We start from the raw sequence: 22234 nt of genomic DNA, 5'->3' as shown, positions 1-22234 counted from the left end.
GGGGGTGGGGTGCGGGGTGCGGGGGCCAGGACGGCCGCCGCGTCAGTGCGGCAGCGTCGCCGGCGAGCCGCCGTTGGCCTCGTAGCCCGCCACCGCCAGGGCGCGGTACACCGCGTACTGCGCCGCCGGGTCCGGGGAGACCGACCACGGCAGGGCGCCGACGTAGCCGTCGATGTGGCGGACCTGCTCCATCGCCTCCGCCCAGCGCTCCATCGGCACCAGGAACGACAGCAGCATGTGCCGTACGTGCGCCAGCATCGGGTCGTCCTGGCGGGCGGTGTGCACCGCGTACAGCGCGCCCTCCACCGCCCGGGTCACGACCGCGCCCTGCCAGAAGTTCGTCAGGACGACCTCCGGGACGTGCTCGTACACCGCGAACAGCGGAAGCGCCGCCAGCAGCGAGCCCTGCGGGGCGCGGGCCGCCGCCGCGTGCGCGAAGGCGTCCGCCTGCTCCCGCGAGCCGTGCCACTTCTCGCACCAGTAGTGCAGGGCCGCCAGGTGCGCGCCCATGTGTGCCGGCGCGACGTCGATGACCTTCGCCCAGAGGGAGTCGAACTCCGCCCCCGAGTACCCGAGCGCCCGAGCGACCGCCAGCTCCGTGATGTACGGGACGGGGTCGCCCGGGGCCAGCAGCGCCGCCTTGCGGCACGCCTCCCGGGCCTCCTCCAGGATGATCCGGTGGTCCGTGGAGCCCACGCCGCCCGAGTGCCGCCACGCCTGCTGCACCAGCAGCTCCGCGTGCACCTGCGCGCCGCCCGCGTCCTTCTCCGCCTCCAGCCGCCAGGCCTTCAGCCACTGCGCGCCCACCCCGGGCCGCTCCACCAGCTCCAGCGCAGCCGCCCCGCCGAAGGCCTGGACCCGCTGCCAGCGCAGCTCGCCCTGCTTCGGGGTCCCGGCCAGCAGCTGGGAAGCGGCCTGCCAGCGGCCGCTGCTCTGCACGGCTCCGAGGGCGTCCATCAGGTCCTCGTCGGGCCCCGGGACGCGGATGTCCAGGTGCTCCTGGCGGGCGAAACCGTAGTTCTCGGGGTCGGCCGCGTCAGGGCTGCCCGGCGCGACCAGGCGTACGCCGCCGCCCCGCCGGCGCCGTATGTACGGGCTGAAGGCGGCCACGAGCAGGCCGAGCGCGATCAGGAACCACAGAATCTCCATGCCCCCAAGCGAACCAGACGCACCCGCGCAAAGGCCAATGCCGCACCAGCGCTCCGCTTTCGGCCGTGCACTGCCGCACCACCGGGTGCGCAGTGGGCTCGTCGGCGGCCGGGGCATAGCATCGGCCCATGAGCGACGACAGCCACGAGCACCAGAGCTTCGAGACCCGCGCGATCCACGCGGGCAACACGGCGGACCCGCTGACCGGCGCGGTCGTGCCCCCGATCTACCAGGTGTCCACGTACAAGCAGGACGGCGTCGGCGGACTGCGCGGCGGCTACGAGTACAGCCGCAGCGCGAACCCGACCCGGACCGCGCTGGAGGAGAACCTCGCGGCGCTGGAGGGCGGCCGGCGCGGTCTCGCCTTCGCGTCCGGGCTCGCCGCCGAGGACTGCCTGCTGCGTACGCTGCTCTCCCCGGGCGACCACGTGGTCATCCCGAACGACGCGTACGGCGGCACCTTCCGCCTCTTTGCGAAGGTCGTCTCCCGCTGGGGCGTGGAGTGGTCGGTGGCCGACACCTCCGACGCGGCGTCCGTACGGGCCGCCCTGACCCCGAAGACGAAGGTCATCTGGGTCGAGACCCCCTCCAACCCGCTGCTCGGCATCACCGACATCGCCGTCGTCGCCGACATCGCGCGCTCGGCCGGCGCCAAGCTGGTCGTGGACAACACCTTCGCCTCGCCCTACCTCCAGCAGCCCCTGGCGCTGGGCGCGGACGTGGTCGTGCACTCGCTGACCAAGTACATGGGCGGCCACTCCGACGTGGTCGGCGGCGCGCTGGTCACCGCCGACGCGGCGCTCGGCGAGGAACTGGCCTACCACCAGAACGCGATGGGCGCCGTGGCCGGCCCCTTCGACTCCTGGATCGTGCTGCGCGGCATCAAGACGCTGGCCGTCCGCATGGACCGGCACGCGGAGAACGCCGCGAAGATCGCCGAGATGCTGACCCGGCACCCCAAGGTGCACAAGGTCCTCTACCCGGGCCTGGCCGAGCACCCGGGCCACGAGATCGCCGCCAAGCAGATGCGCAACTTCGGCGGCATGATCTCCTTCTGCGTCGTCGGCGGCGAGCAGGCGGCGGTCGACGTCTGCGCCCGCACCAAGATCTTCACCCTGGCCGAGTCCCTCGGCGGCGTCGAGTCCCTCATCGAGCACCCGGGCCGTATGACCCACGCCTCGGTGGCCGGCTCGGCCCTGGAGGTCCCGGCGGACCTGGTCCGCGTCTCCGTCGGCATCGAGAACGCCGACGACCTGCTGGCGGACCTGACCCAGGCCCTCGGCTAGCCGCACCTCCGCGGCGTTCCCTTCAGCCCTTCAGCCCTTCAGCCCTTCAAGTCTTCACGGCAACAACCGCCGAGCGGTGGTCACCAGCCCTCCAGGGGCGGGGAGACACCGCTCGGCGGGATCTCCCACGGGCGGGCCAGCGAGGCCCACACCGCGAAGGCCACCGCCGCCGCGAACAGCAGGGCCCAGCCGGCCCGGCGCAGGGCCCGGCGGCGGCGCAGCAGCCGGTCCCCGCGGGCCGCGGCACTGGCCGCCAGCCCGGCCGGGACCACCGGGTGGGGGCCCTCCAGCAGCCGCCTGACCTGGTCCTCCTTGCGGTCGGGGACGCTCATGCGGCATCCCGCGAGCGCATCGCGGCCACGGCCCGGTTGCACAGCACCCGTACCCGCTCGACCGGCAGCCCCAGCTGCGCGGCGGTGACCTCCTCCGCGACGCCCTCGTACACGCGCAGCACCAGCACGAGCCGTTCCAGCGGGCCGAGCCGGGCGAGCAAGCCCCTGCCGCCGTGGTGGCGCCAGCCGGTGCGGGCGAAGGCGTCGCACAGCTCCCGGCGGGTGTGGTCGTACGGGTCGTCGCCGCGCACCCGGCGCCAGTTCGCGTACGTACGGGCCAGTGCGTCCGCGAGCAGCCGGCGGGCGGCGGCGGGTTCGGTCTCCGGCTCGGCCGTCAGCAGGACGGCGACATGCAGGAGCCGCCCCGCCGCACCCGCGACGAAGGCTTCGAACTCCGCGTAGGTGCCCGGCCCGTGGTCGTCCACAGGCCACATAGTGCGGGCAGCGGGACCGCCCGGGTCAAGAGGTCGGACGGCCCCGGCTCACGCCCGTCCTCAGGAAGCGGGGCCCGCCTCCGAGACGGCGCCCATCAGCTCCGACAGCGAGCCGTTGAAACGGGTCAGCAGCCCGGTGAAGGACTCGCGCTCGTCCTCGCTCCAGTCCTCGGTCACCCGGGCCATCAGCTCGCGCCGTGAGGAGCGGACCTCCTCGAGCCGGGCGAGGCCGCGCGGGGAGAGCGCGAGGACCACGGCCCGCCCGTCCTCCGGGTGCGAGGTGCGCTTGACCAGGCCGCTGTCGACGAGCGGCGCGACCTGGCGGGTGACGGTGGAGGAGTCGATGCCCATGCCGCCGGCGAGCGCCTTGACGCCCATCGGGCCTTCCAGGTCGAGCCGGTTCAACAGCAGGTACGCGGCGCGGTCCATCGAGTTGCGGGCCTGGCCGACCCCGCCCAGGCGGGTCTGCTCGGCGCGGCGGGCGAAGACGGCCACCTGGTGCTGGAGCGCGTCGAGGAGACCGGCTTCGGCGGACGCCTCGGCCGCCGTGGGCAGGTCGGAATTGGCCGGGGTGGAAGGCATGGCCGTGAGCTCTCTTCACGTGGGGCCGACAAGGATGGGGGACAGAGTACGCGGCCGTGGGGCGGCTCGTACGCCTCGTACGAGAACTGGTGCGGGCGGTTGGGACCAGGGCCCCGGACCCGTCCCGGATGGCCGGATTTCGCCCTCTGTGGGCTTTCCTCGCCGGGCCGTTGGCCGGGTTCGTGGCCGCGCTGCAGGCCCGGCTGTGGCCGGGCGCCGTGATCTGCGCGGGCTGCGAGACTGACGGCATGAACTACCGCGTGCCCGTGCCCGTCCCGCAGGTCATTCTCGACGACATCCGGGGGGCCCAGAAGATGCTCTCGGGCGTCGCCCGGGTCACGCCGATGGAAGGCAGCCGGCACCTGACCGCCCTCACCGGCTCCCCGGTCCACTTCAAGTGCGAGAACCTCCAGCGGACCGGCTCCTTCAAGCTGCGCGGTGCGTACGTGCGCATCTCGGGCCTGCGCCCCGAGCAGCGGGCCGCCGGCGTCGTCGCGGCCAGCGCCGGCAACCACGCGCAGGGCGTGGCCCTGGCCTCCTCCCTCCTCGGCGTCCGCTCGACGGTGTTCATGCCGGTCGGGGCGCCGCTGCCGAAGGTGGCGGCCACGCAGGAGTACGGCGCCGAGGTGCGGATGTCCGGACAGGTCGTCGACGAGACCCTGGCGGCGGCCCAGGAGTACGCGGACCGCACCGGGGCGGTGTTCATCCACCCGTTCGACCACCGCGACATCATCGCGGGCCAGGGCACGGTCGGCCTGGAGATCCTCGAGCAGTGCCCGGAGGTGCGGACGATCCTCGTCGGCATCGGCGGCGGCGGCCTCGCGGCGGGCATCGCGGTCGCGGTGAAGGCGCTGCGGCCGGACGTCAAGGTGATCGGGGTCCAGGCGGAGGGCGCCGCCGCCTACCCGCCCTCGCTGCGGGTCGGGCACCCGGTCTCGATCGACAACCCGGTCACGATGGCGGACGGCATCAAGGTCGGCCGCCCCGGCGACATCCCCTTCAACATCATCGGGGACCTCCTCGACGGCGTCCGCACGGTCTCCGAGGACGCCCTCTCCAGTGCCCTGCTGCTCTGCCTGGAGCGCGCCAAGCTCGTCGTCGAGCCCGCCGGGTGCAGCCCGGTGGCCGCCCTGCTGAGCAGGCCCGAGCTGTACGGCGGCGGCCCGGTGGTCGCGGTCCTGTCCGGCGGGAACGTCGACCCGCTGCTGCTCCAGCGGATCCTGCGGCACGGCATGGCGGCGGCGGGCCGCTACCTCTCGCTGCGGCTGCGCGTGGCCGACCGGCCGGGGGCTCTGGCCGGTCTCCTGGGGGTGTTGTCAGTGGTGGATGCGAACGTGTTGGACGTGAGCCACGTACGGACCGACCCGCGGCTGGGGCTCACCGAGGTGGAGGTGGAACTGCACCTGGAGACGAAGGGCCCGGAGCACTGCACCGAGGTCGCGCGTTCGCTGCACGCGGCCGGGTACACGGTCATGGGCTGAGCCAGGCCGACCTGAGCTGAGCCGACCTGAGCCGGGCCGACCGGTTCCCGCGGAACGGCCCGCAGCCCCATAGCGGCACGCGATATGACGCGATAGCGTAAGTCCCCCGAACGGCCGGGCGAGGGCGGCCCGGCGCCCCTAGGATTGCGTAGGAATGTAACGATTCTGCTGGCCCGATGCACACTGGGAGAACCCAAATGCCAGGCGCCATCTATGCCGAAGGCCTGGTCAAGACCTTCGGTGAGGTACGGGCACTGGACGGCGTGGACCTCGATGTCCCCGAAGGCACCGTGCTGGGCCTGCTCGGCCCCAACGGCGCCGGCAAGACCACGGCCGTGCGCGTCCTGACCACCCTCCTCCAGCCCGACAGCGGCAAGGCCGTCGTCGCCGGGATCGACGTCCTCAAGCACCCCAACGAAGTCCGCCGCGCCATCGGCCTGTCCGGCCAGTTCGCCGCCGTCGACGAGTACCTGACCGGCCGGGAGAACCTCCAGATGGTCGGCCGGCTCTACCAGATGAGCGGCAAGGCGGCGAAGGCCCGGGCCGCCGAACTCCTCGAACGCTTCAACCTCGTCGACGCCGCCGACCGCACGGCCAAGACGTACTCCGGCGGCATGCGCAGGCGCCTCGACCTCGCGGCCGCCCTCGTCGTCAGCCCGCCCGTCATGTTCATGGACGAGCCGACCACCGGACTCGACCCCCGCAACCGCCAGCAACTGTGGGGGATCATCCAGGAACTGGTCGCCGGCGGCACCACCCTGCTGCTCACCACCCAGTACCTGGAGGAGGCCGACCACCTCGCGCACGACATCTGCGTGGTCGACCAGGGCAAGGTCATCGCCCGCGGCACCTCCGACCAGCTCAAGGCCCGGACCGGCGGCGAACGGGTCGAGGTCGTCGTCCACGAGCGCGACCACATCCCCGACGCCCGTACGGTGCTCGCCGGCTTCGGCAAGGGCGAGACCACCGTCGAGGAGCACACCCGCAAGCTGACCGTCCCGGTCACCGGCGGCGCCAAGCTGCTCGCCGAGGTCATCCGCGAGCTGGACTCCCGCGACATCGAGATCGACGACATCGGCCTGCGCCGGCCCACGCTCGACGACGTGTTCATATCCCTCACCGGCCACGCGGCCGCCCTGGCCGACGAGGAGAACGGCGAGGGCGCCCCGGCGGACGCCAAGGGACGCCGCGGCCACAAGGCATCGGCATCGGCGTCGGTGCCGGCCTCGGCACCGGCACCGGAGTCGGCCTCGGCACCGGCACCGGCATCGAAGGAGGCGGCGAAGTGACCACCACCTCCCCGACCCGGCAGCTCGCGGCACCGCGCCCGCGCGGCGGCATCGTCCAGGGCGTCAACGACTCCCTGGTCATCGCCAAGCGGAATCTGATCCGTATGTCCAGGATTCCCGAAATGATAATTTTCGGGGTCATCCAGCCGGTCATGTTCGTCGTGCTGTTCAGCTACGTCTTCGGCGGCTCGATCAGCGTCGACGGCAACACCTCGCCCGCTGCCTACCGCGAGTTCCTGATGGCCGGCATCTTCGCCCAGACCGTCACCTTCGCCACGGCCGGCGCGGGCGCGGGCATCGCGGACGACATGCACAAGGGCCTGATCGACCGCTTCCGCTCGCTGCCCATGGCCCGCGGCGCGGTCCTGACCGGCCGCACCCTCGCCGACCTCGTCCAGACCACCCTCACCCTGGTCGTCCTGGCCGTGGTCGCCCTGCTCGTCGGCTGGCGCACCCACACCAGCGCCGGCGAGGTCCTGGGCGGCTTCGCCCTGCTGCTCCTGCTCGGGTACGCGTTCTCCTGGATCGGCGCGCTGATCGGCCTGTCGGTGCGCACCCCGGAGGCGGCCACCTCGGGCGGGCTGATCTGGCTCTTCCCGCTGACGTTCATCTCGAACGCCTTCGTCCCCTCCGACAACATGCCGACCTTCCTGCGGACCATCGCCGAGTGGAACCCCTTCAGCGCGACCGTCCAGGCGGCCCGCGGGCTGTTCGGCAACTTCCCGCCGGGGTACGAGGCACCGGCGGCCTGGCCGATGCAGCACCCGGAGCTCGCGTCGATCCTGTGGTCCGTACTGATCATCGCGGTCTTCCGGACCCTCTCGGTCCGCAAGTACCGCTCGGCGGCCGTGTAGGTCCCACGACACGGGAAAGCCCCCGCCGGATCGCTCCGGCGGGGGCTTTCCCGTGTCGTGGGGTGATCAGCCGGTGAAGGGCTTGACGTCGAGGATCTTGACGGCGGCCTTCTTGCCGTTCGGCAGCTCGTACTCGGCTTCCTCGCCGATCTTCTTGCCCATCACACCGGTGCCCAGCGGGGACTGCGGGGAGTAGGTCTCGAAGTCCCCGGACGCGTACTCGCGCGAGGCGAGCAGGAAGGACATCGTGTCGTCCTCGTCGCCGTCGAAGGCGATGGTGACGACCGTGCCGGGCGCGACCTCGCCGTCGGAGGCGGGCGCGGTGCCGACCTTGGCGTTCTCGAGGAGCTGCGTCAGCTGGCGGACGCGGAGCTCCTGCTTGCCCTGCTCCTCCTTGGCCGCGTGGTAACCGCCGTTCTCGCGCAGGTCGCCCTCCTCGCGGGCGGCTGCGATCTTGGTGGCGATCTCCGTGCGTGCGGGACCAGAGAGGTAGTCCAGCTCGGCCTTCAGCTGGTCGTACGCCGCCTGGGTCAGCCAGGTGACGCTCTCGCTCGTCTGGGTCACGGGTGCTCCTCGTCGGTACAGGGGACTTCAAAGCCGCCAGCGGCGGGCGAAACCACGAGCCTAACAATTCGGGAAGAAAAGGGGGAGGACACCATGTGTATGAAGTGTGTCATCGGGCCCGTGAGCAGGAAAGAGCTCAGTCTGCCGCGGGCGTGGTGCCCGCCGCTGCCTGGCAGCCCACCAGTTCGATCATCGTCGCGCGGCCGGTGGTCTTCAGAGAGAGCATCTCGTCCACGCGCGTGTCCTTCTGCGCGAAGGTGAAGTCGGCGCGGCCGACCTCGGCGTGCTCCTTGTTCTGGGAGCTCAGCGTGCACACCCCGGTGACCGAGGCATCCTTGCGCACCTCCAGGTGCACCTTCACCTCGGTGTCCGAGACCACCTGGAACTTGATCACCTCGGCGCTGACGCTCTGGCCGGCGACGTAGTCCCAGCCGATCCAGCCCACCAGGGCCAGCAGGCCGACGCCCAGCACCGACCCGACGATCTTGAGCTTCCGGTCCGCACGCTCGTCCGCCGACCGCCCGTAGCGACCCTCGGGCAGCCCCTCGCGCACCGCACTCATCGATCGTTCCTTTCGGGAGGGCCGGACTCCAGCATCCCAGGGGCAGCCCCGGAATTTTTCCACCCCTCGATTCGGTCACTATAAGAGGCGATGCCCCTGACGACTTAAAGAGGATCCTGTCTTGACCGAGCAGCTTCGACTGATGGCCGTCCACGCCCACCCCGACGATGAGTCGAGCAAGGGCGCGGCCACCATGGCCAAGTACGTGTCCGAGGGGGTTCCCGTGCTGGTGGTGACCTGCACGGGGGGCGAGCGCGGCTCGATCCTCAACCCCAAGCTCCAGGGTGACAAATACATCGAGGAGAACATCCACGAGGTCCGCGCCAAGGAGATGGACGAGGCGCGCCAGATCCTCGGCATCGAGCAGGAGTGGCTGGGCTACGTCGACTCCGGCCTCCCGGAGGGCGACCCGCTGCCCCCGCTGCCCGAGGGCTGCTTCGCCCTGGAGGACGTGGACGAGGCGGCCGGCCGCCTCGTGAAGAAGATCCGCGAGTTCCGGCCGCAGGTCATCACCACGTACGACGAGAACGGCGGCTACCCGCACCCCGACCACATCATGACCCACAAGATCTCGATGGTGGCCTTCGAGGGCGCGGCCGACACCGAGAAGTACCCGGAGGCCGAGTTCGGCCCGGCGTACCAGCCGCAGAAGCTCTACTACAACCAGGGCTTCAACAAGCCGCGCACCATCGCCCTGCACGAGGCGCTGCTCTCGCGCGGCATGGAGTCCCCCTACGGGGAGTGGCTGGAGCGCTGGAAGGAGTTCGAGCGCACCGAGCGGACGCTGACCACGCACGTGCCGTGCGCCGAGTTCTTCGAGATCCGCGACAAGGCGCTCATCGCGCACGCCACGCAGATCGACCCGGACGGCGGCTGGTTCCGCGTGCCGATGGAGATCCAGAAGGAGGTCTGGCCCACGGAGGAGTACGAGCTCGCGAAGTCGCTCGTCGACACTTCCCTCCCCGAGTCCGACCTCTTCGCGGGCATCCGGGAGAATGCGTTGCTATGAGCGCTACGCAGGCAGCACTGACCGAGCTCCTTCCGCTGGCGGGTGACACCTTCGACAAGAACAAGGTGACCCCCGGAGTCCTGGGCTTCATCGTGTTCGCGGCCCTCGCCCTCGCGGTGTGGGGCCTGATGAAGTCGATGAGCCGCCACATGGGCAAGGTCGACTTCGAGGAGGCCCCGGAGGCGGGCGCGGCAGCCGCCGCCCCCGCCGCGGACCGGGCTCCGTAGGGAGCCGTCCTCCGGGCTGTGCGCCGCCGCCCTCCCGCTGCGCGGGCGGGGCGGCGACTGCGCGTGCCTGCGGCCGGGCCGTACGGCCGCCAGGCGGTCCTGCGACGGGCGGAGCCCCCTACCGCGGTCGGCGGTCTTCGGCCCACCGGGCCGTACGGCTCCTGCGGTACGCGGTCATACGGCCGGCCGGGCCGGTGGCATCGGGACGCCCATGATCTCCCGCGAGTGCAGGTTCGGGACCAGCGCGAGACGCCACGCCTGCCAGCCCTCCGCCGGGTCCACACCCCGCCCCAGCACCACCGCATAGGTGTCCAGGCTGTCCTCCAGACGCCCGTCCCGCATCGGATGCGGCGACGCGGCCAGCCGCGCCAGCTCCGCCCGGGCCTCGTCCACGCCCGCACCCGCAAGCGCGTACGGCAGCAGCGTGCAGCGCAGGAACCGGGCCCAGTCCTCCCCGCGCCGGTCCCCGTACGAGATGAACAGCCGGGCCGCCTCCTCGCACAGGCCCAGCGCCTGCGACGCCCGGCCGTTGCCCGCGTCCACCACCGCCAGCTCCAGGCAGGTCCACGCCTCCCCGTGCGCCAGCCCGATCCGCCGGAAGTCCGCCCGCGCATCCACCAGCAGCTGCCGCGCGAACCCGGAGTTCTTCAGGTTCCCCGTCTGCGCCGCCCGCTGGTCGCGCGTCACCCGGCCCGAGTGGTGCCGGGCGTGGGCCAGCCCGTACACGTCGCGCATCCGCGAGAACATCGTCCGGGCCCGCTCCAGCTCCCGTACCGACTGGTCGCGCTCTCCGCCCTCCTCCAGCGCCTGGCCGAGGTAGTACAGCGTCCACGCCTCCCCGCGCGCGTCCTCCTGCTCCCGGTGCCGGGCCAGCGCCTCGCGCAGCCGCTCCACCGCCGGCCCCGGATCCCCGTCCACCACCCGGGCCCGGCCCAGCTGGGTCAGCGCCCAGGCCTGACCACGCTCGTCGCGCGTACGCCCGTACAGCTCGAGGGCGAGCTTCAGCTCCGCCTCCGCCCGCGGAACGTCCCCGAGCCGCAGGTACACCTGCCCCAGCTGGAAGTGCGCCCAGGCCTCGCCGTGCACGCTCTCGCTCTCCCGGTGCAGGGCCAGCGACTGCTCCAGCAGCGCCATCGCCTCCGCCAGATGCGCCCGGTCCCGCTCCACCGCCGCCAGCGCGTGCAACCCCCACGCCCGGTCGCCGGCCAGCTTGTCCGGCTCCTGCAGCACCAGCGCCTCGCGGATACGGGCCGCGGCCTCCGGCAGCTGCCCCTGGTGGTGCAGCGTGATGCCGAGCGAGATCAGCGCCATGCCCGCGCCCGCGTCCTGCTGCGCCTCGATGTACTGGTCGACCACCGAGGTCAGCGTGGTGCGGGCCTTGTCCAGCTCGCCGAGCTGGCGCGCCGCGATACCCGTACGCCACTGCACCGAGCGGACCATCCGCCCCTGGCCGGGCTCGCCCTGGCGGGCGGCCTCCACCGCCTGCGTCAGCTCGTTGATCTCGCCGAGCCGGTACAGGTCCCCGCGCAGCAGGCAGAAGTCGCACAGCGCACCCAGCAGGTCCAGCACCGCCTGCTGGTCCACGTCCTCCGAGTGCCGCAGCGCGGCCGTGATGAAGCTGGACTCGTCGTCCAGCCAGCGCAGCGCCGCGTCCAGCGAGGCGAAGCCGTGCCCGCCGAAGTGGTTCGCCCGGGTCGACATCTTCCCGTCGACCATCCGGATCACCGAGTCCGCGAGCTGCGCGTAGTTCCGGATCAGCCGGCCGTGCGCCGCCGAGGCCTCGGCCCGGTCCTCGTCCGCCGCGAGCCGCGCCGCCGCGTACGAGCGCACCGCGTCGTGCATCCGGAACCGCTCCCCGCGTACGGAGTCCAGCAGGCCCGCCTGCGCCAGCTCGCGCAGCAGCCGCCCGGCCGCCGCCTGGTCCGCGTCGATCAGCGCCGCCGCGGCCGACGGGCCGAGCGAGGCCCGCCCGGCCAGCGTGAGCCGCCGCAGCAGCCGACGCCGCTCCTCGGGCAGCCGTACGTAGGCCAGCCCGAGGGCGCCCTCGAGCGCATCGGCGCCCGCGGGGCCGTCCGTACCGGCGGGGCCGTCCGTACCGGGCGGACCTTCCTCCGGCGCCGCCCCCAGCGGGGCCAGGACGCGCAGGGCCAGCGGGAGCCCGCCGCCGAGCGCGAACAGCCCCCGCACGGCCTCCTCCTCGTACGCGGCCCCGCCGGCCGCCTCCGCACCGGCGCGCACCAGCTCCGCGCCCTCCGGCTCCGCCAGCCGCTCCACCGGCAGCTGATGCACCCACGCCGCCAGGTCCGGCAGTTCCAGCGGCTCCCCCGCCGTCACCAGCACCAGGCTCTCCGACCGCTCCGGCACCAGCATCCGCACCTGCGCCGCATCCACGGCGTCGTCCAGCAGCACCGTCACCGGCAGCCCCTGGAGGTGCTGGTGGTACAGCTCACCCAGGCGCCGTACCTGCTGCTCCGCCGAAGACCCCTCGCGGAACAGCAGCTGCTCGCGCGGTGCGCCCAGCCGGTTCAGCAGGTGCAGCAGCGCCTCCCGGATCGACAGCGGCGCCTCCCCGCTGAGCGAGCCGCCCCGCAGGTCCACCACGCAGGCGCCGCGGAACTGGTCCCGCAGCGCGTCCGCCGCCCGCAGCGCCAAGGCCGTACGGCCCACGCCCGGCTCCCCGTGCAGCACCACGACCACCGGGCGGGTCTCCGTACTGGCCCGGGCCGCCTGCACCCACTGCGCGATCCGCGTCAGCTCCGCCCGCCGGCCCGAGAACAGGGTTCCGGACTGCGGGAGTTGACCGAAGGACTGCTCCAGCACGCTGCGCCGCCGGGCCTCCGCACTGCGGTCGGTCCCGCGCAGCGACGCAGCCGCGGGCCGGGAGGGCTGCCGGGGCACCCGCGCCGCGGCGGCCACCGCGCGCTGCTGCTCCAGGAACGGCCGGATCCCGCGCACCTCCAGCGCCGTCAGCCACTGGAGCCTCAGCTGCTCCGGCCCGCCGGGGCGGCCGCGCACCCCGGCCCGGCGGTTCGCGGCGGGCAGGTGCAGGGCGGTCACCTTGGCGACCGTGGCCGCCGCCCCCGCGATGCCGGTGACGGCCCCGGCGGTCAGCGCGGTGCCCGCCGCCACGCCGAGCGACAGGTCGGCCCCGACGGCCGCGGCCGCCGCAACCGCCGTCACGAGCAGGGCCGTCGAGGTGTTCCCGCGCCGGAAGGCCTCGCCGAGGGACTCGTCCCCGGCCGCCGCCTCGTCCAGGGCCCGTACGTACGCCTCGTACTCCTCGACGGCGCTCGCCGCGAGCGCGTCCAGCGCCTCCAGGCCGCGCGCCAGCAGCGCCGCCCTGTCGACCGGTTGCCCCGTCCCGGCAGCCCGCTGGGCCTCCTCGTCCACGGCCCGCTCCAACAGCCGCTCGGCCTCACCGCGATGGCTGTCCCGCATCGGCAATCCCCCTCAAGAGAGCTCCGGCAACGTGCCCCAAGTGTCCGCCGGGACTGCCGCGAGCGCGAGGGAACTTGAGCTAGATCAGAGGGAGTTGGTCCAAGTTCGGTCGCTCGCACGCATATATGTACGTTCTAGGCTGGGTGGATGAGCCGACGGTGGAAGACCCTCGTAGCGTGCGTGTCCGTACTCCTCGCCTCCGCCGGCTGCGACGCACGGCCCGAGGCCGCGCCGCGCGGATTCGTACCGCGCTACGAGGAGCCGGCGGCGGCCGATGCCGCCCACGCCCGCTTCCTGCGCGAGCGGCGACTGCCGGAGCGGACGGCCGATGCCCTCAACGCCTACCTCGACCTCCCGTACGAGGTCACGGTCCTGGCCCGCTCCTGCGCCGGGGAGGGCTCCGGCTACGACCCCGACACCCGGCGGATCGAGCTCTGCTACGACGACCTGACGGAGGAACGGGAGCTCGTCACGACGGACGAGGAAGTGGCCGACGTGATGACCGAGACGCTGTACCACGAGGCCGGCCACGCCCTCGTCGACGCGCTCGACCTGCCGGCCGGCGGGGACCGCGCCGAGGAGGACGCCGCCGACCGCTTCGCCGCGCTCATGCTGATCCGCGAGGGCCCGGACGGCGAGCGCAAGCTCCGCACCGCCGCCGAGGCCTACGCCCGCACACCCCCGGACCCCGGCGCCGGCCGCGACGAACACGCACCGCCCGCCGCCCGGGCCGCCGCCCACCTCTGCCTGCTCCACGGCGCGGCCCCCGAGCGCCACCCCGACCTGGCCGACCGCACCCGCGGCTGCACCCCCACCTGGCCCCAGGCCCGCGACGCCTGGACCCACGACCTGGCACCGCTGCTCAGGTGAGGGTGATCGCGTAACCCGATCAGCGGTTCGTGCGTTGAAGCGAGCATCAGACGAACTCTCGAAGGGGGAGTGCGCCATGGACCTCATTCCGGTCGCCTCCTATGCGCGGACCTCTCAGGACTCATCGCAAGGCGACGAGTGCGGCGTGCGCAACCAGCACCGCATCAACGAACGCACTGCCGCAGAACATGGCTGCATCGTTGTCGCCACCTACACCGACAACGCGCGCAATGCCACGAAGGACGACCGGGAGCGCCCGGCGTTCGACCACTTGCTCGCAGACCTCCACCGGGGCCATGCCTTCACCGCCGGACCCCTGATGGGCGTCGTCGCCGTCGCCGACGACCGGCTCTACCGCAGGCCGGAGGACCTCGTCCGGTTCATGGCGGCGCTGACGGCCAACCCCGGCCGGGTGTACGTCGACCGGGATGGGCTGCGTGATCCGTACAGCAAGGAAGGGATCCTGGACGCGGCCGGATCCCTCCAGGGAGCGGTCGCCGAGGGGCAGCTGCGCAGCCGCCGAGTCCGGGACTGGCATTGGTCGCGCGCCATGGACGGGCTGCCGCACAGCGGGCCCAGGCCGTTCGGCTGGCTCGAGGACCGGCAGACTCTGCACCCGGTGGAGTCCGCGCTCGTGCGCCAGGCGATCGAGGACCGCATCGCAGGCAAGGCGGTTGCCGAGGTGGCGAGGGAGTGGACCGCGCTCGGCATCACAGGAACGCGCGGGGGCCGCCCCAACCAACAGACGATCACACAGATCATCACCAGCCCGCGGGTGTGCGGTTTCCGCGCCAATCACGGGGAGCTGATGATCGATCCGACTACGGAGAAGCCCTTGGCCGGGTCATGGCAGGTCATTGTCACACCCGAGCAGTGGTCCAAGGTGTGCGCGACCTTCTCGGCCGGCAGCCTCTACATGCACCGGGGCCCGCTCAGCCCACGATTGACCCGCCGCAAGGCCGGTCCGAAGTATCTCGCCAGCGGGTTTCTGCGGTGTGGGGCGGAGCTTTCCGGCGGCGACCCGTGCGGTCAGCCGATGGGCGGCACCAAGACCGCGCACAGCCGGAGGAGTCCGTACAACTACTTTTGCAACGGGGCTGCGGGGCGCGGCTGCGGGCGCTGTGCCATCAGTGGCCCCCTCGTTGAGGACGCCATCGAGCGGCTGCTCTTCCCCGGTGACGGGCGCGGACGGGTCCGGCTGCCGGAGCCGATGAGGCTGCGGTGGCAGTCGGGTGAGATGGGGTTCGAGGAGAAGCGGAAGGTGATCGCCTCGGTCTTCAGCGGCTTGGAGATCAGGCCCGGGCGAAAGGGGAACTCGACTTGGGACTACTCGCGTGTGGTCCCGGTATGGAAATGGGCCGATCGGGTGCCTGCCCCTGACGCGGCGGCCTGATGGCCCCGTTGCGGGCCGCGTTGCGTGGCGTGCGGCAGGATTGGTTTCATGCCGAACCGCCTCGCGAACGAGACCTCCCCCTACCTCCTCCAGCACGCCGACAACCCCGTCGACTGGTGGCCCTGGTGCCCGGAGGCGTTCGCGGAGGCGCGGGAACGGGGAATGCCTGTTCTGCTCAGCGTCGGTTACAGCTCGTGTCACTGGTGCCATCAGTTCAGCTTCGAAAGCTTCGAAGATGAACTGACCGCCGCCTACATGAACGAGCACTTCGTCAACATCAAGGTGGACCGCGAGGAGCGGCCCGACGTCGATGCCGTCTACATGGAGGCCGTGCAGGCTGCCACCGGGCAGGGTGGGTGGCCCATGACCGTGTTCCTCACCCCCGATGCCGAGCCCTTCTACTTCGGGACCTACTTCCCGCCCGAGCCCCGGCACGGGATGCCCTCCTTCATGCAGGTGCTCGAGGGCGTGCGGACCGCGTGGGTCGGGCGGCCCGAGGAGGTGACGGAGGTCGCGCAGCGGATCGTACGGGACCTTGCCGGGCGGCAGTTGGACTACGGCAAGGCCGGCGCCCCCGGCCCCGAGGAGCTGGCGCAGGCGCTGCTCGGGCTGACGCGGGAGTACGACGCCGTGCGCGGCGGATTCGGCGGGGCGCCGAAGTTCCCGCCGTCCATGGTGCTGGAGTTCCTGCTCCGCCACCATGCCCGCACCGGGGCCGAGGGGGCCCTGCAGATGGCCGCCGACACGTGCGAGGCCATGGCCCGCGGCGGGATCTACGACCAGCTCGGGGGCGGGTTCGCGCGGTACTCCGTGGACCGGGAGTGGGTCGTGCCGCACTTCGAGAAGATGCTCTATGACAATGCGCTGCTGTGCCGGGTCTACGCGCATCTGTGGCGGGCCACCGGGTCCGACCTCGCGCGGCGCGTCGCGCTCGAGACCGCCGACTTCATGGTGCGCGAGCTGCGCACCGCCGAGGGCGGCTTCGCCTCCGCGCTCGACGCGGACAGCGAGGATCCGCTGACCGGCAAGCACGTGGAGGGTGCGTACTACGCCTGGACGCCCGCCCAGTTGGCCGAGGTGCTCGGCGAGGGCGACGGGGCGCTGGCCGCCGCGTACTTCGGGGTGACGGACGAGGGCACGTTCGAGCACGGCGCGTCCGTGCTCCAGCTGCCGCAGGACGGGCCCGTCGTGGACGCCCGGGTGATCGCCGGGATCCGGGAGCGGCTGCTCGCGGCGCGCGCCGGGCGGCCCGCTCCCGGGCGGGACGACAAGGTCGTGGCCGCCTGGAACGGCCTGGCGATCGCGGCGCTCGCCGAGTGCGGGGCGTACTTCGACCGGCCGGATCTGGTCGAGCGGGCGACCGAGGCCGCGGACCTGCTGGTCCGGGTGCACATGGACGGCCGGGCGCGGCTGGCCCGGACCAGCAAGGACGGGCGGGTGGGCGCCAACGCCGGGGTGCTGGAGGACTACGGCGATGTCGCCGAGGGTTTCCTCGCGCTGGCGTCCGTGACCGGTGAGGGGGTCTGGCTGGAGTTCGCCGGGTTCCTCGTCGACCTGGTCCTGGACCGGTTCACGGCCGAGGACGGCTCCCTCTACGACACCGCGCACGACGCCGAGCAGCTCATCCGCCGGCCCCAGGACCCGACGGACACCGCGGCCCCGTCCGGCTGGACGGCGGCGGCGGGCGCGCTTCTCTCGTATGCGGCGCACACGGGCTCGCAGGCGCACCGCACGGCGGCCGAGCGGGCGCTGGGGGTGGTGCACGCGCTGGGTCCGCGCGTGCCGCGCTTCATCGGGCACGGACTCGCGGTGGCGGAGGCGTTGCTCGACGGTCCGCGCGAGGTGGCCGTGGTGGGGCATCCGGAGGATCCGGCTCTGGCCGGGCTGCACCGGGCGGCGTTGCTGGGGACGGCTCCGGGGGCAGTGGTGGCGGTCGGTCTGCCGCGGGCGGCCGACGGCAGCGGGGGCGAGTTCCCCCTGCTGGCCGAGCGCACACTCGTACACGACCTTCCCACGGCGTATGTGTGTCGACATTTCGTCTGCGCGCGGCCTACGACAGATCCGGTCGAGCTTGCCGATCAGTTGGGTGCGGTTCATCCCTGAATCTGCTGGAGTGCCGTCAATTCCGGTTACCTGTAGGCACGTTCGGAAACACGTTTTTTATCTCTGCAGCGCCTGAGTTTCATTTTTGCTGCCTAGTCTCGTGTCTTCGGGAGTCGCTGGGGAGTCGCCGGAACAGCGCACTGGGGGGTGCGCCCGAGGGGGAAGCAGGGGCGGGCGGGCCGGGGGCCCGCCTTGATCCCCTGGGGGGTTTGCCGATCGCCGCCGGGTGTCGCGGCATGTCTGTGGGGGACGTTTTGTACACCTCTGTTGTCATATCCGTGATTTCGTTTGCGCTCTTCTGGATGGCCGCTTTCACGCTGTGGTGGCAGATGCACGCGTGGCGCACGCCCGAGACGCTCGCCTCCACGCGGTTCGACCGCCCCGACGGCGAGGGCCGGCTGGCCTTCTCGCTGCTCCTGCCGGCCCGGCACGAGCAGGCCGTCCTGCAGCACACGATCGAGCGGCTGCTCGAATCGAGCCACACCGACTACGAGATCATCGTCATCGTCGGGCACGACGACCCGGAGACCGCTGCCGTCGCCGAGGCCGCCGCCGCCCATGCGCCCGAGCGGGTACGGGTCGTCGTCGACCACCACGAGACCAAGAACAAGCCGAAGGCCCTCAACACCGCCCTCCCGCACTGCCGGGGCGACATCGTCGGGGTCTTCGACGCCGAGGACCAGGTCCACCCCGAGCTGCTCGCCCACGTCGACCACGCCTTCCGCTCCACCGAGGCCGACGTCGTCCAGGGCGGGGTCCAGCTCATCAACTTCCACTCGAGCTGGTACAGCCTGCGCAACTGCCTGGAGTACTTCTTCTGGTTCCGCTCCCGGCTGCACCTGCACGCCGAGAAGGGGTTCATCCCGCTCGGCGGCAACACCGTGTTCGTGCGCACCGAGGTGCTGCGCGAGGCCGGCGGCTGGGACCAGAACTGCCTGGCCGAGGACTGCGACCTGGGCGTACGGCTCTCCTCGGTCGGCAAGAAGGTGGTCGTCGCGTACGACTCCGACATGGTCACCCGCGAGGAGACGCCCGGCTCGCTGATGAGCCTGCTCAAACAGCGCACCCGCTGGAACCAGGGCTTCCTCCAGGTCTACCGGAAGAAGGACTGGCAGCAGCTGCCCGGCCGCGGCCAGCGCTGGCTGGCCCGCTACACGCTGATGACGCCGTTCATGCAGGCCGCGTCCGGGGTGATCATCCCGGTGAACTTCGCCGTCGCGGTCTTCCTCGATGTGCCGGTCGGCGTTGCGATCATCACCTTCCTGCCGATGATCACGGCGATGGTGACGTTCGTCTTCGAGATCGTCGGCCTGCACGACTTCGGCCGGCAGTACGGCCTGCGCGTCCGCTTCGTGCACTACCTCAAGCTCGTCGTCGGCGGCCCGTTCTACCAGGTGATGCTGGCGGGCGCCGCGATCCGTGCGGTCTGGCGCGAACAGCGCGGCCGCAACGAGTGGGAGCTGACCAGCCACACCGGCGCCCACCTGACGGGGGCGACGGTGCCGACTGTGTTCTCTGTGCCCTCCGCGATGCGAGAGGACAGCCGCCATTGAATCCTCCCCCTCCGGGGAGGGGGATTCCTGGCTCACGCTGCCTGTTGGACCGGCGGCCCGTCAGGTCTTCCGCGATCAGCGCCAGCCGGGTTGAGACCAGCCCGGAAACACGCAGCAATGCGAAAGGCGACGCACGTGCTTGGTTCTCGCTACGCGCTGTCATTGACAGGTTACCCGATTTGGAGGTCCAGGTGACGGCCACTCTGCCGACGGTCACTGATCCCCAGCCCGCGACGGCCGCCATCCTCGCTCAGCGCACAGCCGCGGGCGGCCTCGGGGTCCGGCCGCCCGCCCCGGCCCACCCCCTCGTCCGCTTCCGCTCCTCCCGCCCCGACCTGCTGCTCTGTGGGACCGTCCTGCTCGCGATCGTCCTCGTCCAGGGCTGGAACATCACGCAGTTCCCGACCCTGAGCGACGACGAGGGCACCTACCTCGCCCAGGCGTGGGCCGTCCAACAGGGCGACGGCCTCGCGCACTACACGTACTGGTACGACCATCCGCCGCTGGGCTGGATACAGATAGCCGGCCTGACGTACCTGCCCTCCCTCTTCGTGCCCGACTGGATGACCGTCGCGCCGATGCGCTTCTCGATGGTCGCAGTCTCCGCCGTCAGCTCCGTGCTGATCTACGTCCTCGCGCGCCGGCTGTGGCTGCCGCGCTGGGCGGCCGGACTGGCGATGGCCCTCTTCGGGCTCTCCCCGCTCTCCGTCGTGCTCCAGCGGGAGATCTTCCTCGACAACCTCGCCGTGATGTGGATGCTGCTGGCCTTCTGCCTGGCCGCGTCCCCCAGCCGCCACCTGTGGCACCACTTCGGGTCCGGACTCGCGGCCGCCACCGCCGTCCTGACCAAGGAGACGATGCTGGTGGTGCTGCCCGCGCTGCTGGTGACGATGTGGCGCCACAGCCACCGGGACACCCGCAAGTTCGCCGTCACCGGGGCCATCACGGCCTGCGTGCTCATCGGGCTCTCGTACCCCCTGTACGCGCTGCTCAACAGCGAACTGCTGCCCGGCGCCGGGCACGTCTCGCTGATCGACGGCATCACGTACCAGATGAGCCGCCCGGGCTCGGGCTTCATCCTCACCCCCGGCTCCGGTTCGAACGGCGTGTTCCGTTCCTGGCTGTACTACGACACCGTCCTGCCGCTCGGCGGACTGGCGGGCGCGCTCCTGCTGATCGTCACCATCCGCTGGTCGGTCACCGCCCGAGCCCTCGCGGGCCCCGCACTCGCCGCCGTCATCCTCGCGGCCGTCGCGCTGCGGCCCTCCGGCTACCTGCCGGCGATGTACGTGATCCAGGCGCTGCCGTTCCTCGCACTGGTCCTCGCCGGGGGCGCGGCCAGCGTCACGCACGCCGTGCTGCGCCGCCGCCGTACGCCGGGGGAGCGCCGGTCCCTGACCTACGGGCGCCGGGCGCTGATCGGCGTACTCGCCGCGGCCGCCGCCGTGTACGTCCTGCCGCGCTGGTACGACGGCAACCGGACCGCACTCACGGCCGACGCGAATGCCCCGTACCGGCAGGCCGCCGCCTGGCTCGGCCGGGAGGTCCCCGACCCGGGGCGCACCCGGATCCTGGTCGACGACGCCCTATGGCTGGACGCCGTCCACCACGGCTTCGAGCCCGGGCTCGGCGCGATCTGGTTCTACAAGGCCGATCTCGACCCGGCCGTCACCGAGACGCTGCCGCGCGGCTGGCGGGACATCGACTACGTGGTCTCCTCGCCCACCGTCCGCCGGGATGCGGTGGACCTGCCCAACGTGAAGGCGGCGCTGGAGCATTCGACCGCGGTGGCCGTCTTCGGCTCCGGCGAGGACCGCATCGAGATCCGCAGGACCGACCGAGTCGACGGGAGCTGATCCGCCATGAGCGAGGACCTGTGGACCCCGCATGCCCTGAGCAATGCGGAACTTTCCATTCCGGAGCTGTCGATTCCGGCGCTGTCCGATTCGGACGGGGTGGTGGCGGGCAGCGTCACCCTCATCATCCCGACCTTCAACGAGGCGGGGAACATCGGCGAGTTGCTGAGCCGGCTCGCCGACTCGCTCCCCGCCCACCTGCCCTGCGAGGTCCTGTTCGTGGACGACTCCACGGACGACACCCCGGCCGTCATCGAGAAGGCCGCCCTCGACCTGCCCTTCCCGGTCTCCGTCCTGCACCGGGAGCGGGCGGTCGGCGGCCTCGGCGGCGCCGTCGTCGAAGGCCTGAAGCGGGCGGACACCGACTGGATCGTCGTCATGGACGCCGACCTCCAGCACCCGCCGCACCTGGTGCCCGAGCTCGTCGGCGAGGGCGAACGCACCGGCGCCGACCTCGTGGTCGCCTCCCGCTACATCCCCGGCGGCAGCCGGGCCGGGCTCGCCGGGAGCTACCGCATCGCCGTCTCGCGCGGCGCCACCTGGCTCACCAAGGGGCTCTTCCCGCGCGCCCTGCGCGGGATCAGCGACCCGATGAGCGGGTTCTTCGCCATGCGCCGCGCGGTCGTCACCGCGGACGCCCTCAAACCCCTCGGCTACAAGATCCTGCTGGAACTGGCGGTGCGCTGCCGCCCCGCCAAGGTCGCCGAGGTGCCGTTCGTCTTCCAGGACCGCTACTCCGGCGAGTCCAAGTCGAGCCCCCGCGAGGGGATGCGGTTTCTGGCCCACCTGGCCGCACTGCGTTCGGCGACCCCGCTGGCCCGGATGATCGGCTTCGGGCTGATCGGGCTCTCCGGCTTCGTCCCGAACCTGTTCGCGCTGTGGCTCCTCACGCACGCCGGGATGCACTACCTGTCGGCCGAGATCGCCGCCAACCAGGCCGGGGTGCTCTGGAACTTCGTCCTCATCGAGACGCTGCTCTTCCGCGACCGGCGCCGCCACCGCCACTGGGCGGACCGCATCGGCCGCTTCGCCGTGCTGGCCAATGCCGACCTGCTGCTGCGCATCCCGCTGATCGCCCTGTTCGTCGGCAGGTTCGGCATGGAGGTGCTGTCCGCCACCGCCCTCGCCCTGGTGACCACCTTCGTCCTGCGGTTCGCGGCCACCGAGGCCCTCGTCTACCTGCCGCGCAAGACGCGCAGCCGTACGCGTACCGCACGTCCCACCAGGAGTTGAGCCGCAAGCACAGAACAAG

Annotated in this window: 19 protein-coding genes; 12 read left to right on the top strand and 7 right to left on the bottom strand. The window is 72.1% G+C overall.

Annotated elements, in window-relative coordinates; all coding sequences use genetic code 11:
* Positions 1-42 precede the first annotated feature (42 nt).
* Entirely contained in the window at positions 43-1149 is a 1107-nt protein-coding gene (locus tag OHT74_RS14700) for a hypothetical protein (protein ID WP_266664392.1), read from the bottom strand.
* A 128-nt stretch (positions 1150-1277) separates the two neighbouring features.
* Here OHT74_RS14700 and OHT74_RS14695 point away from each other — a divergent pair, with 128 nt between their 5' ends.
* On the top strand, positions 1278-2435 hold the full coding sequence (locus OHT74_RS14695) for a cystathionine gamma-synthase (RefSeq protein ID WP_266664390.1): 1158 nt from the start codon (positions 1278-1280) through the stop codon (positions 2433-2435).
* Positions 2436-2515: 80 nt separating this feature from the next.
* Here the strand turns inward: OHT74_RS14695 and OHT74_RS14690 are convergent, their stop codons facing one another.
* The 3 genes from OHT74_RS14690 to OHT74_RS14680 all read right to left on the bottom strand — a co-directional run bounded on the left by OHT74_RS14690 (position 2516) and on the right by OHT74_RS14680 (position 3783).
* Entirely contained in the window at positions 2516-2767 is a 252-nt protein-coding gene (locus OHT74_RS14690; RefSeq protein WP_030290839.1) for a hypothetical protein, read from the bottom strand.
* Entirely contained in the window at positions 2764-3192 is a 429-nt protein-coding gene (locus OHT74_RS14685) for a sigma factor-like helix-turn-helix DNA-binding protein (protein ID WP_323139558.1), read from the bottom strand. Before OHT74_RS14685 ends, OHT74_RS14690 begins: the two co-directional genes overlap by 4 nt.
* 69 nt (positions 3193-3261) lie before the next feature.
* On the bottom strand, positions 3262-3783 hold the full coding sequence (locus OHT74_RS14680; RefSeq protein ID WP_053786297.1) for a MarR family winged helix-turn-helix transcriptional regulator: 522 nt from the start codon (positions 3781-3783) through the stop codon (positions 3262-3264).
* 248 nt (positions 3784-4031) lie between these two features.
* Here OHT74_RS14680 and ilvA point away from each other — a divergent pair, with 248 nt between their 5' ends.
* The 3 genes from ilvA (at position 4032) to OHT74_RS14665 (ending at position 7407) form a co-directional block, all read left to right on the top strand.
* The gene (ilvA, locus tag OHT74_RS14675; protein ID WP_266999601.1) at positions 4032-5264 is read left to right on the top strand and encodes a threonine ammonia-lyase; all 1233 of its coding nucleotides are present in this window, start codon (positions 4032-4034) and stop codon (positions 5262-5264) included.
* Positions 5265-5461: 197 nt separating this feature from the next.
* Positions 5462-6553: an ATP-binding cassette domain-containing protein gene (locus tag OHT74_RS14670; protein ID WP_328620459.1), complete on the top strand. Its 1092-nt coding sequence runs from the start codon at positions 5462-5464 to the stop codon at positions 6551-6553.
* Positions 6550-7407, top strand: a complete 858-nt coding sequence (locus tag OHT74_RS14665) for an ABC transporter permease (RefSeq protein WP_328620458.1) — start codon at positions 6550-6552, stop codon at positions 7405-7407. The genes OHT74_RS14670 and OHT74_RS14665 overlap by 4 nt, the downstream gene beginning before the upstream one ends.
* Before the next feature lie 66 nt (positions 7408-7473).
* Here the strand turns inward: OHT74_RS14665 and greA are convergent, their stop codons facing one another.
* Both greA and OHT74_RS14655 read right to left on the bottom strand, forming a co-directional pair.
* Positions 7474-7971, bottom strand: a complete 498-nt coding sequence (gene greA / locus OHT74_RS14660; RefSeq protein WP_266664378.1) for a transcription elongation factor GreA — start codon at positions 7969-7971, stop codon at positions 7474-7476.
* Between the two features lie 136 nt (positions 7972-8107).
* Positions 8108-8533: a DUF4307 domain-containing protein gene (locus OHT74_RS14655; protein WP_266664376.1), complete on the bottom strand. Its 426-nt coding sequence runs from the start codon at positions 8531-8533 to the stop codon at positions 8108-8110.
* Positions 8534-8654: 121 nt separating this feature from the next.
* On the opposite strand from OHT74_RS14655, the gene mca reads away from it, so the two are divergent.
* Positions 8655-9542, top strand: coding sequence for a mycothiol conjugate amidase Mca (gene mca, locus OHT74_RS14650; RefSeq protein WP_328620457.1), 888 nt, complete (start codon positions 8655-8657; stop codon positions 9540-9542).
* On the top strand, positions 9539-9769 hold the full coding sequence (locus tag OHT74_RS14645) for a hypothetical protein (RefSeq protein ID WP_266664372.1): 231 nt from the start codon (positions 9539-9541) through the stop codon (positions 9767-9769). The genes mca and OHT74_RS14645 overlap by 4 nt, the downstream gene beginning before the upstream one ends.
* Positions 9770-9943: 174 nt before the next feature.
* On the opposite strand, the gene OHT74_RS14640 is transcribed toward OHT74_RS14645, so the two are convergent.
* A complete protein-coding gene (locus OHT74_RS14640; RefSeq protein ID WP_328620456.1) occupies positions 9944-13207 on the bottom strand; it encodes a tetratricopeptide repeat protein in 3264 nt (1087 codons plus the stop codon).
* 147 nt (positions 13208-13354) lie between these two features.
* Here OHT74_RS14640 and OHT74_RS14635 point away from each other — a divergent pair, with 147 nt between their 5' ends.
* The 6 genes from OHT74_RS14635 (at position 13355) to OHT74_RS14610 (ending at position 22215) form a co-directional block, all read left to right on the top strand.
* Positions 13355-14077: a DUF4344 domain-containing metallopeptidase gene (locus tag OHT74_RS14635; protein ID WP_328620455.1), complete on the top strand. Its 723-nt coding sequence runs from the start codon at positions 13355-13357 to the stop codon at positions 14075-14077.
* 76 nt (positions 14078-14153) lie between these two features.
* The gene (locus OHT74_RS14630) at positions 14154-15470 is read left to right on the top strand and encodes a recombinase family protein (protein ID WP_328620454.1); all 1317 of its coding nucleotides are present in this window, start codon (positions 14154-14156) and stop codon (positions 15468-15470) included.
* Positions 15471-15518: 48 nt separating this feature from the next.
* On the top strand, positions 15519-17573 hold the full coding sequence (locus OHT74_RS14625; protein WP_328620453.1) for a thioredoxin domain-containing protein: 2055 nt from the start codon (positions 15519-15521) through the stop codon (positions 17571-17573).
* Between the two features lie 236 nt (positions 17574-17809).
* A complete protein-coding gene (locus OHT74_RS14620; protein WP_443047394.1) occupies positions 17810-19126 on the top strand; it encodes a glycosyltransferase in 1317 nt (438 codons plus the stop codon).
* Positions 19127-19317: 191 nt separating this feature from the next.
* Positions 19318-20982: an ArnT family glycosyltransferase gene (locus OHT74_RS14615; protein ID WP_443047392.1), complete on the top strand. Its 1665-nt coding sequence runs from the start codon at positions 19318-19320 to the stop codon at positions 20980-20982.
* A gap of 6 nt (positions 20983-20988) precedes the next feature.
* Positions 20989-22215, top strand: coding sequence for a glycosyltransferase family 2 protein (locus tag OHT74_RS14610; protein ID WP_328620452.1), 1227 nt, complete (start codon positions 20989-20991; stop codon positions 22213-22215).
* Positions 22216-22234: the final 19 nt, after the last annotated feature.

It is taken from the genome of Streptomyces sp. NBC_00354, from assembly GCF_036106915.1.
Taxonomy (GTDB): domain Bacteria; phylum Actinomycetota; class Actinomycetes; order Streptomycetales; family Streptomycetaceae; genus Streptomyces.
This window is presented reverse-complemented; position numbering and strand designations above follow the sequence as displayed.

Coding starts and splice junctions, on each gene's coding strand:
- OHT74_RS14700 (WP_266664392.1), bottom strand. CDS start 1,149: ATGGAGATTCTGTGGTTCCTGATCGCGCTCGGCCTGCTCGTGGCCGCC.
- OHT74_RS14695 (WP_266664390.1), top strand. CDS start 1,278: ATGAGCGACGACAGCCACGAGCACCAGAGCTTCGAGACCCGCGCGATC.
- OHT74_RS14690 (WP_030290839.1), bottom strand. CDS start 2,767: ATGAGCGTCCCCGACCGCAAGGAGGACCAGGTCAGGCGGCTGCTGGAG.
- OHT74_RS14680 (WP_053786297.1), bottom strand. CDS start 3,783: ATGCCTTCCACCCCGGCCAATTCCGACCTGCCCACGGCGGCCGAGGCG.
- ilvA (WP_266999601.1), top strand. CDS start 4,032: ATGAACTACCGCGTGCCCGTGCCCGTCCCGCAGGTCATTCTCGACGAC.
- OHT74_RS14670 (WP_328620459.1), top strand. CDS start 5,462: ATGCCAGGCGCCATCTATGCCGAAGGCCTGGTCAAGACCTTCGGTGAG.
- OHT74_RS14655 (WP_266664376.1), bottom strand. CDS start 8,533: ATGAGTGCGGTGCGCGAGGGGCTGCCCGAGGGTCGCTACGGGCGGTCG.
- OHT74_RS14645 (WP_266664372.1), top strand. CDS start 9,539: ATGAGCGCTACGCAGGCAGCACTGACCGAGCTCCTTCCGCTGGCGGGT.
- OHT74_RS14640 (WP_328620456.1), bottom strand. CDS start 13,207: ATGCGGGACAGCCATCGCGGTGAGGCCGAGCGGCTGTTGGAGCGGGCC.
- OHT74_RS14635 (WP_328620455.1), top strand. CDS start 13,355: ATGAGCCGACGGTGGAAGACCCTCGTAGCGTGCGTGTCCGTACTCCTC.
- OHT74_RS14630 (WP_328620454.1), top strand. CDS start 14,154: ATGGACCTCATTCCGGTCGCCTCCTATGCGCGGACCTCTCAGGACTCA.
- OHT74_RS14625 (WP_328620453.1), top strand. CDS start 15,519: ATGCCGAACCGCCTCGCGAACGAGACCTCCCCCTACCTCCTCCAGCAC.
- OHT74_RS14620 (WP_443047394.1), top strand. CDS start 17,810: ATGTCTGTGGGGGACGTTTTGTACACCTCTGTTGTCATATCCGTGATT.
- OHT74_RS14610 (WP_328620452.1), top strand. CDS start 20,989: ATGAGCGAGGACCTGTGGACCCCGCATGCCCTGAGCAATGCGGAACTT.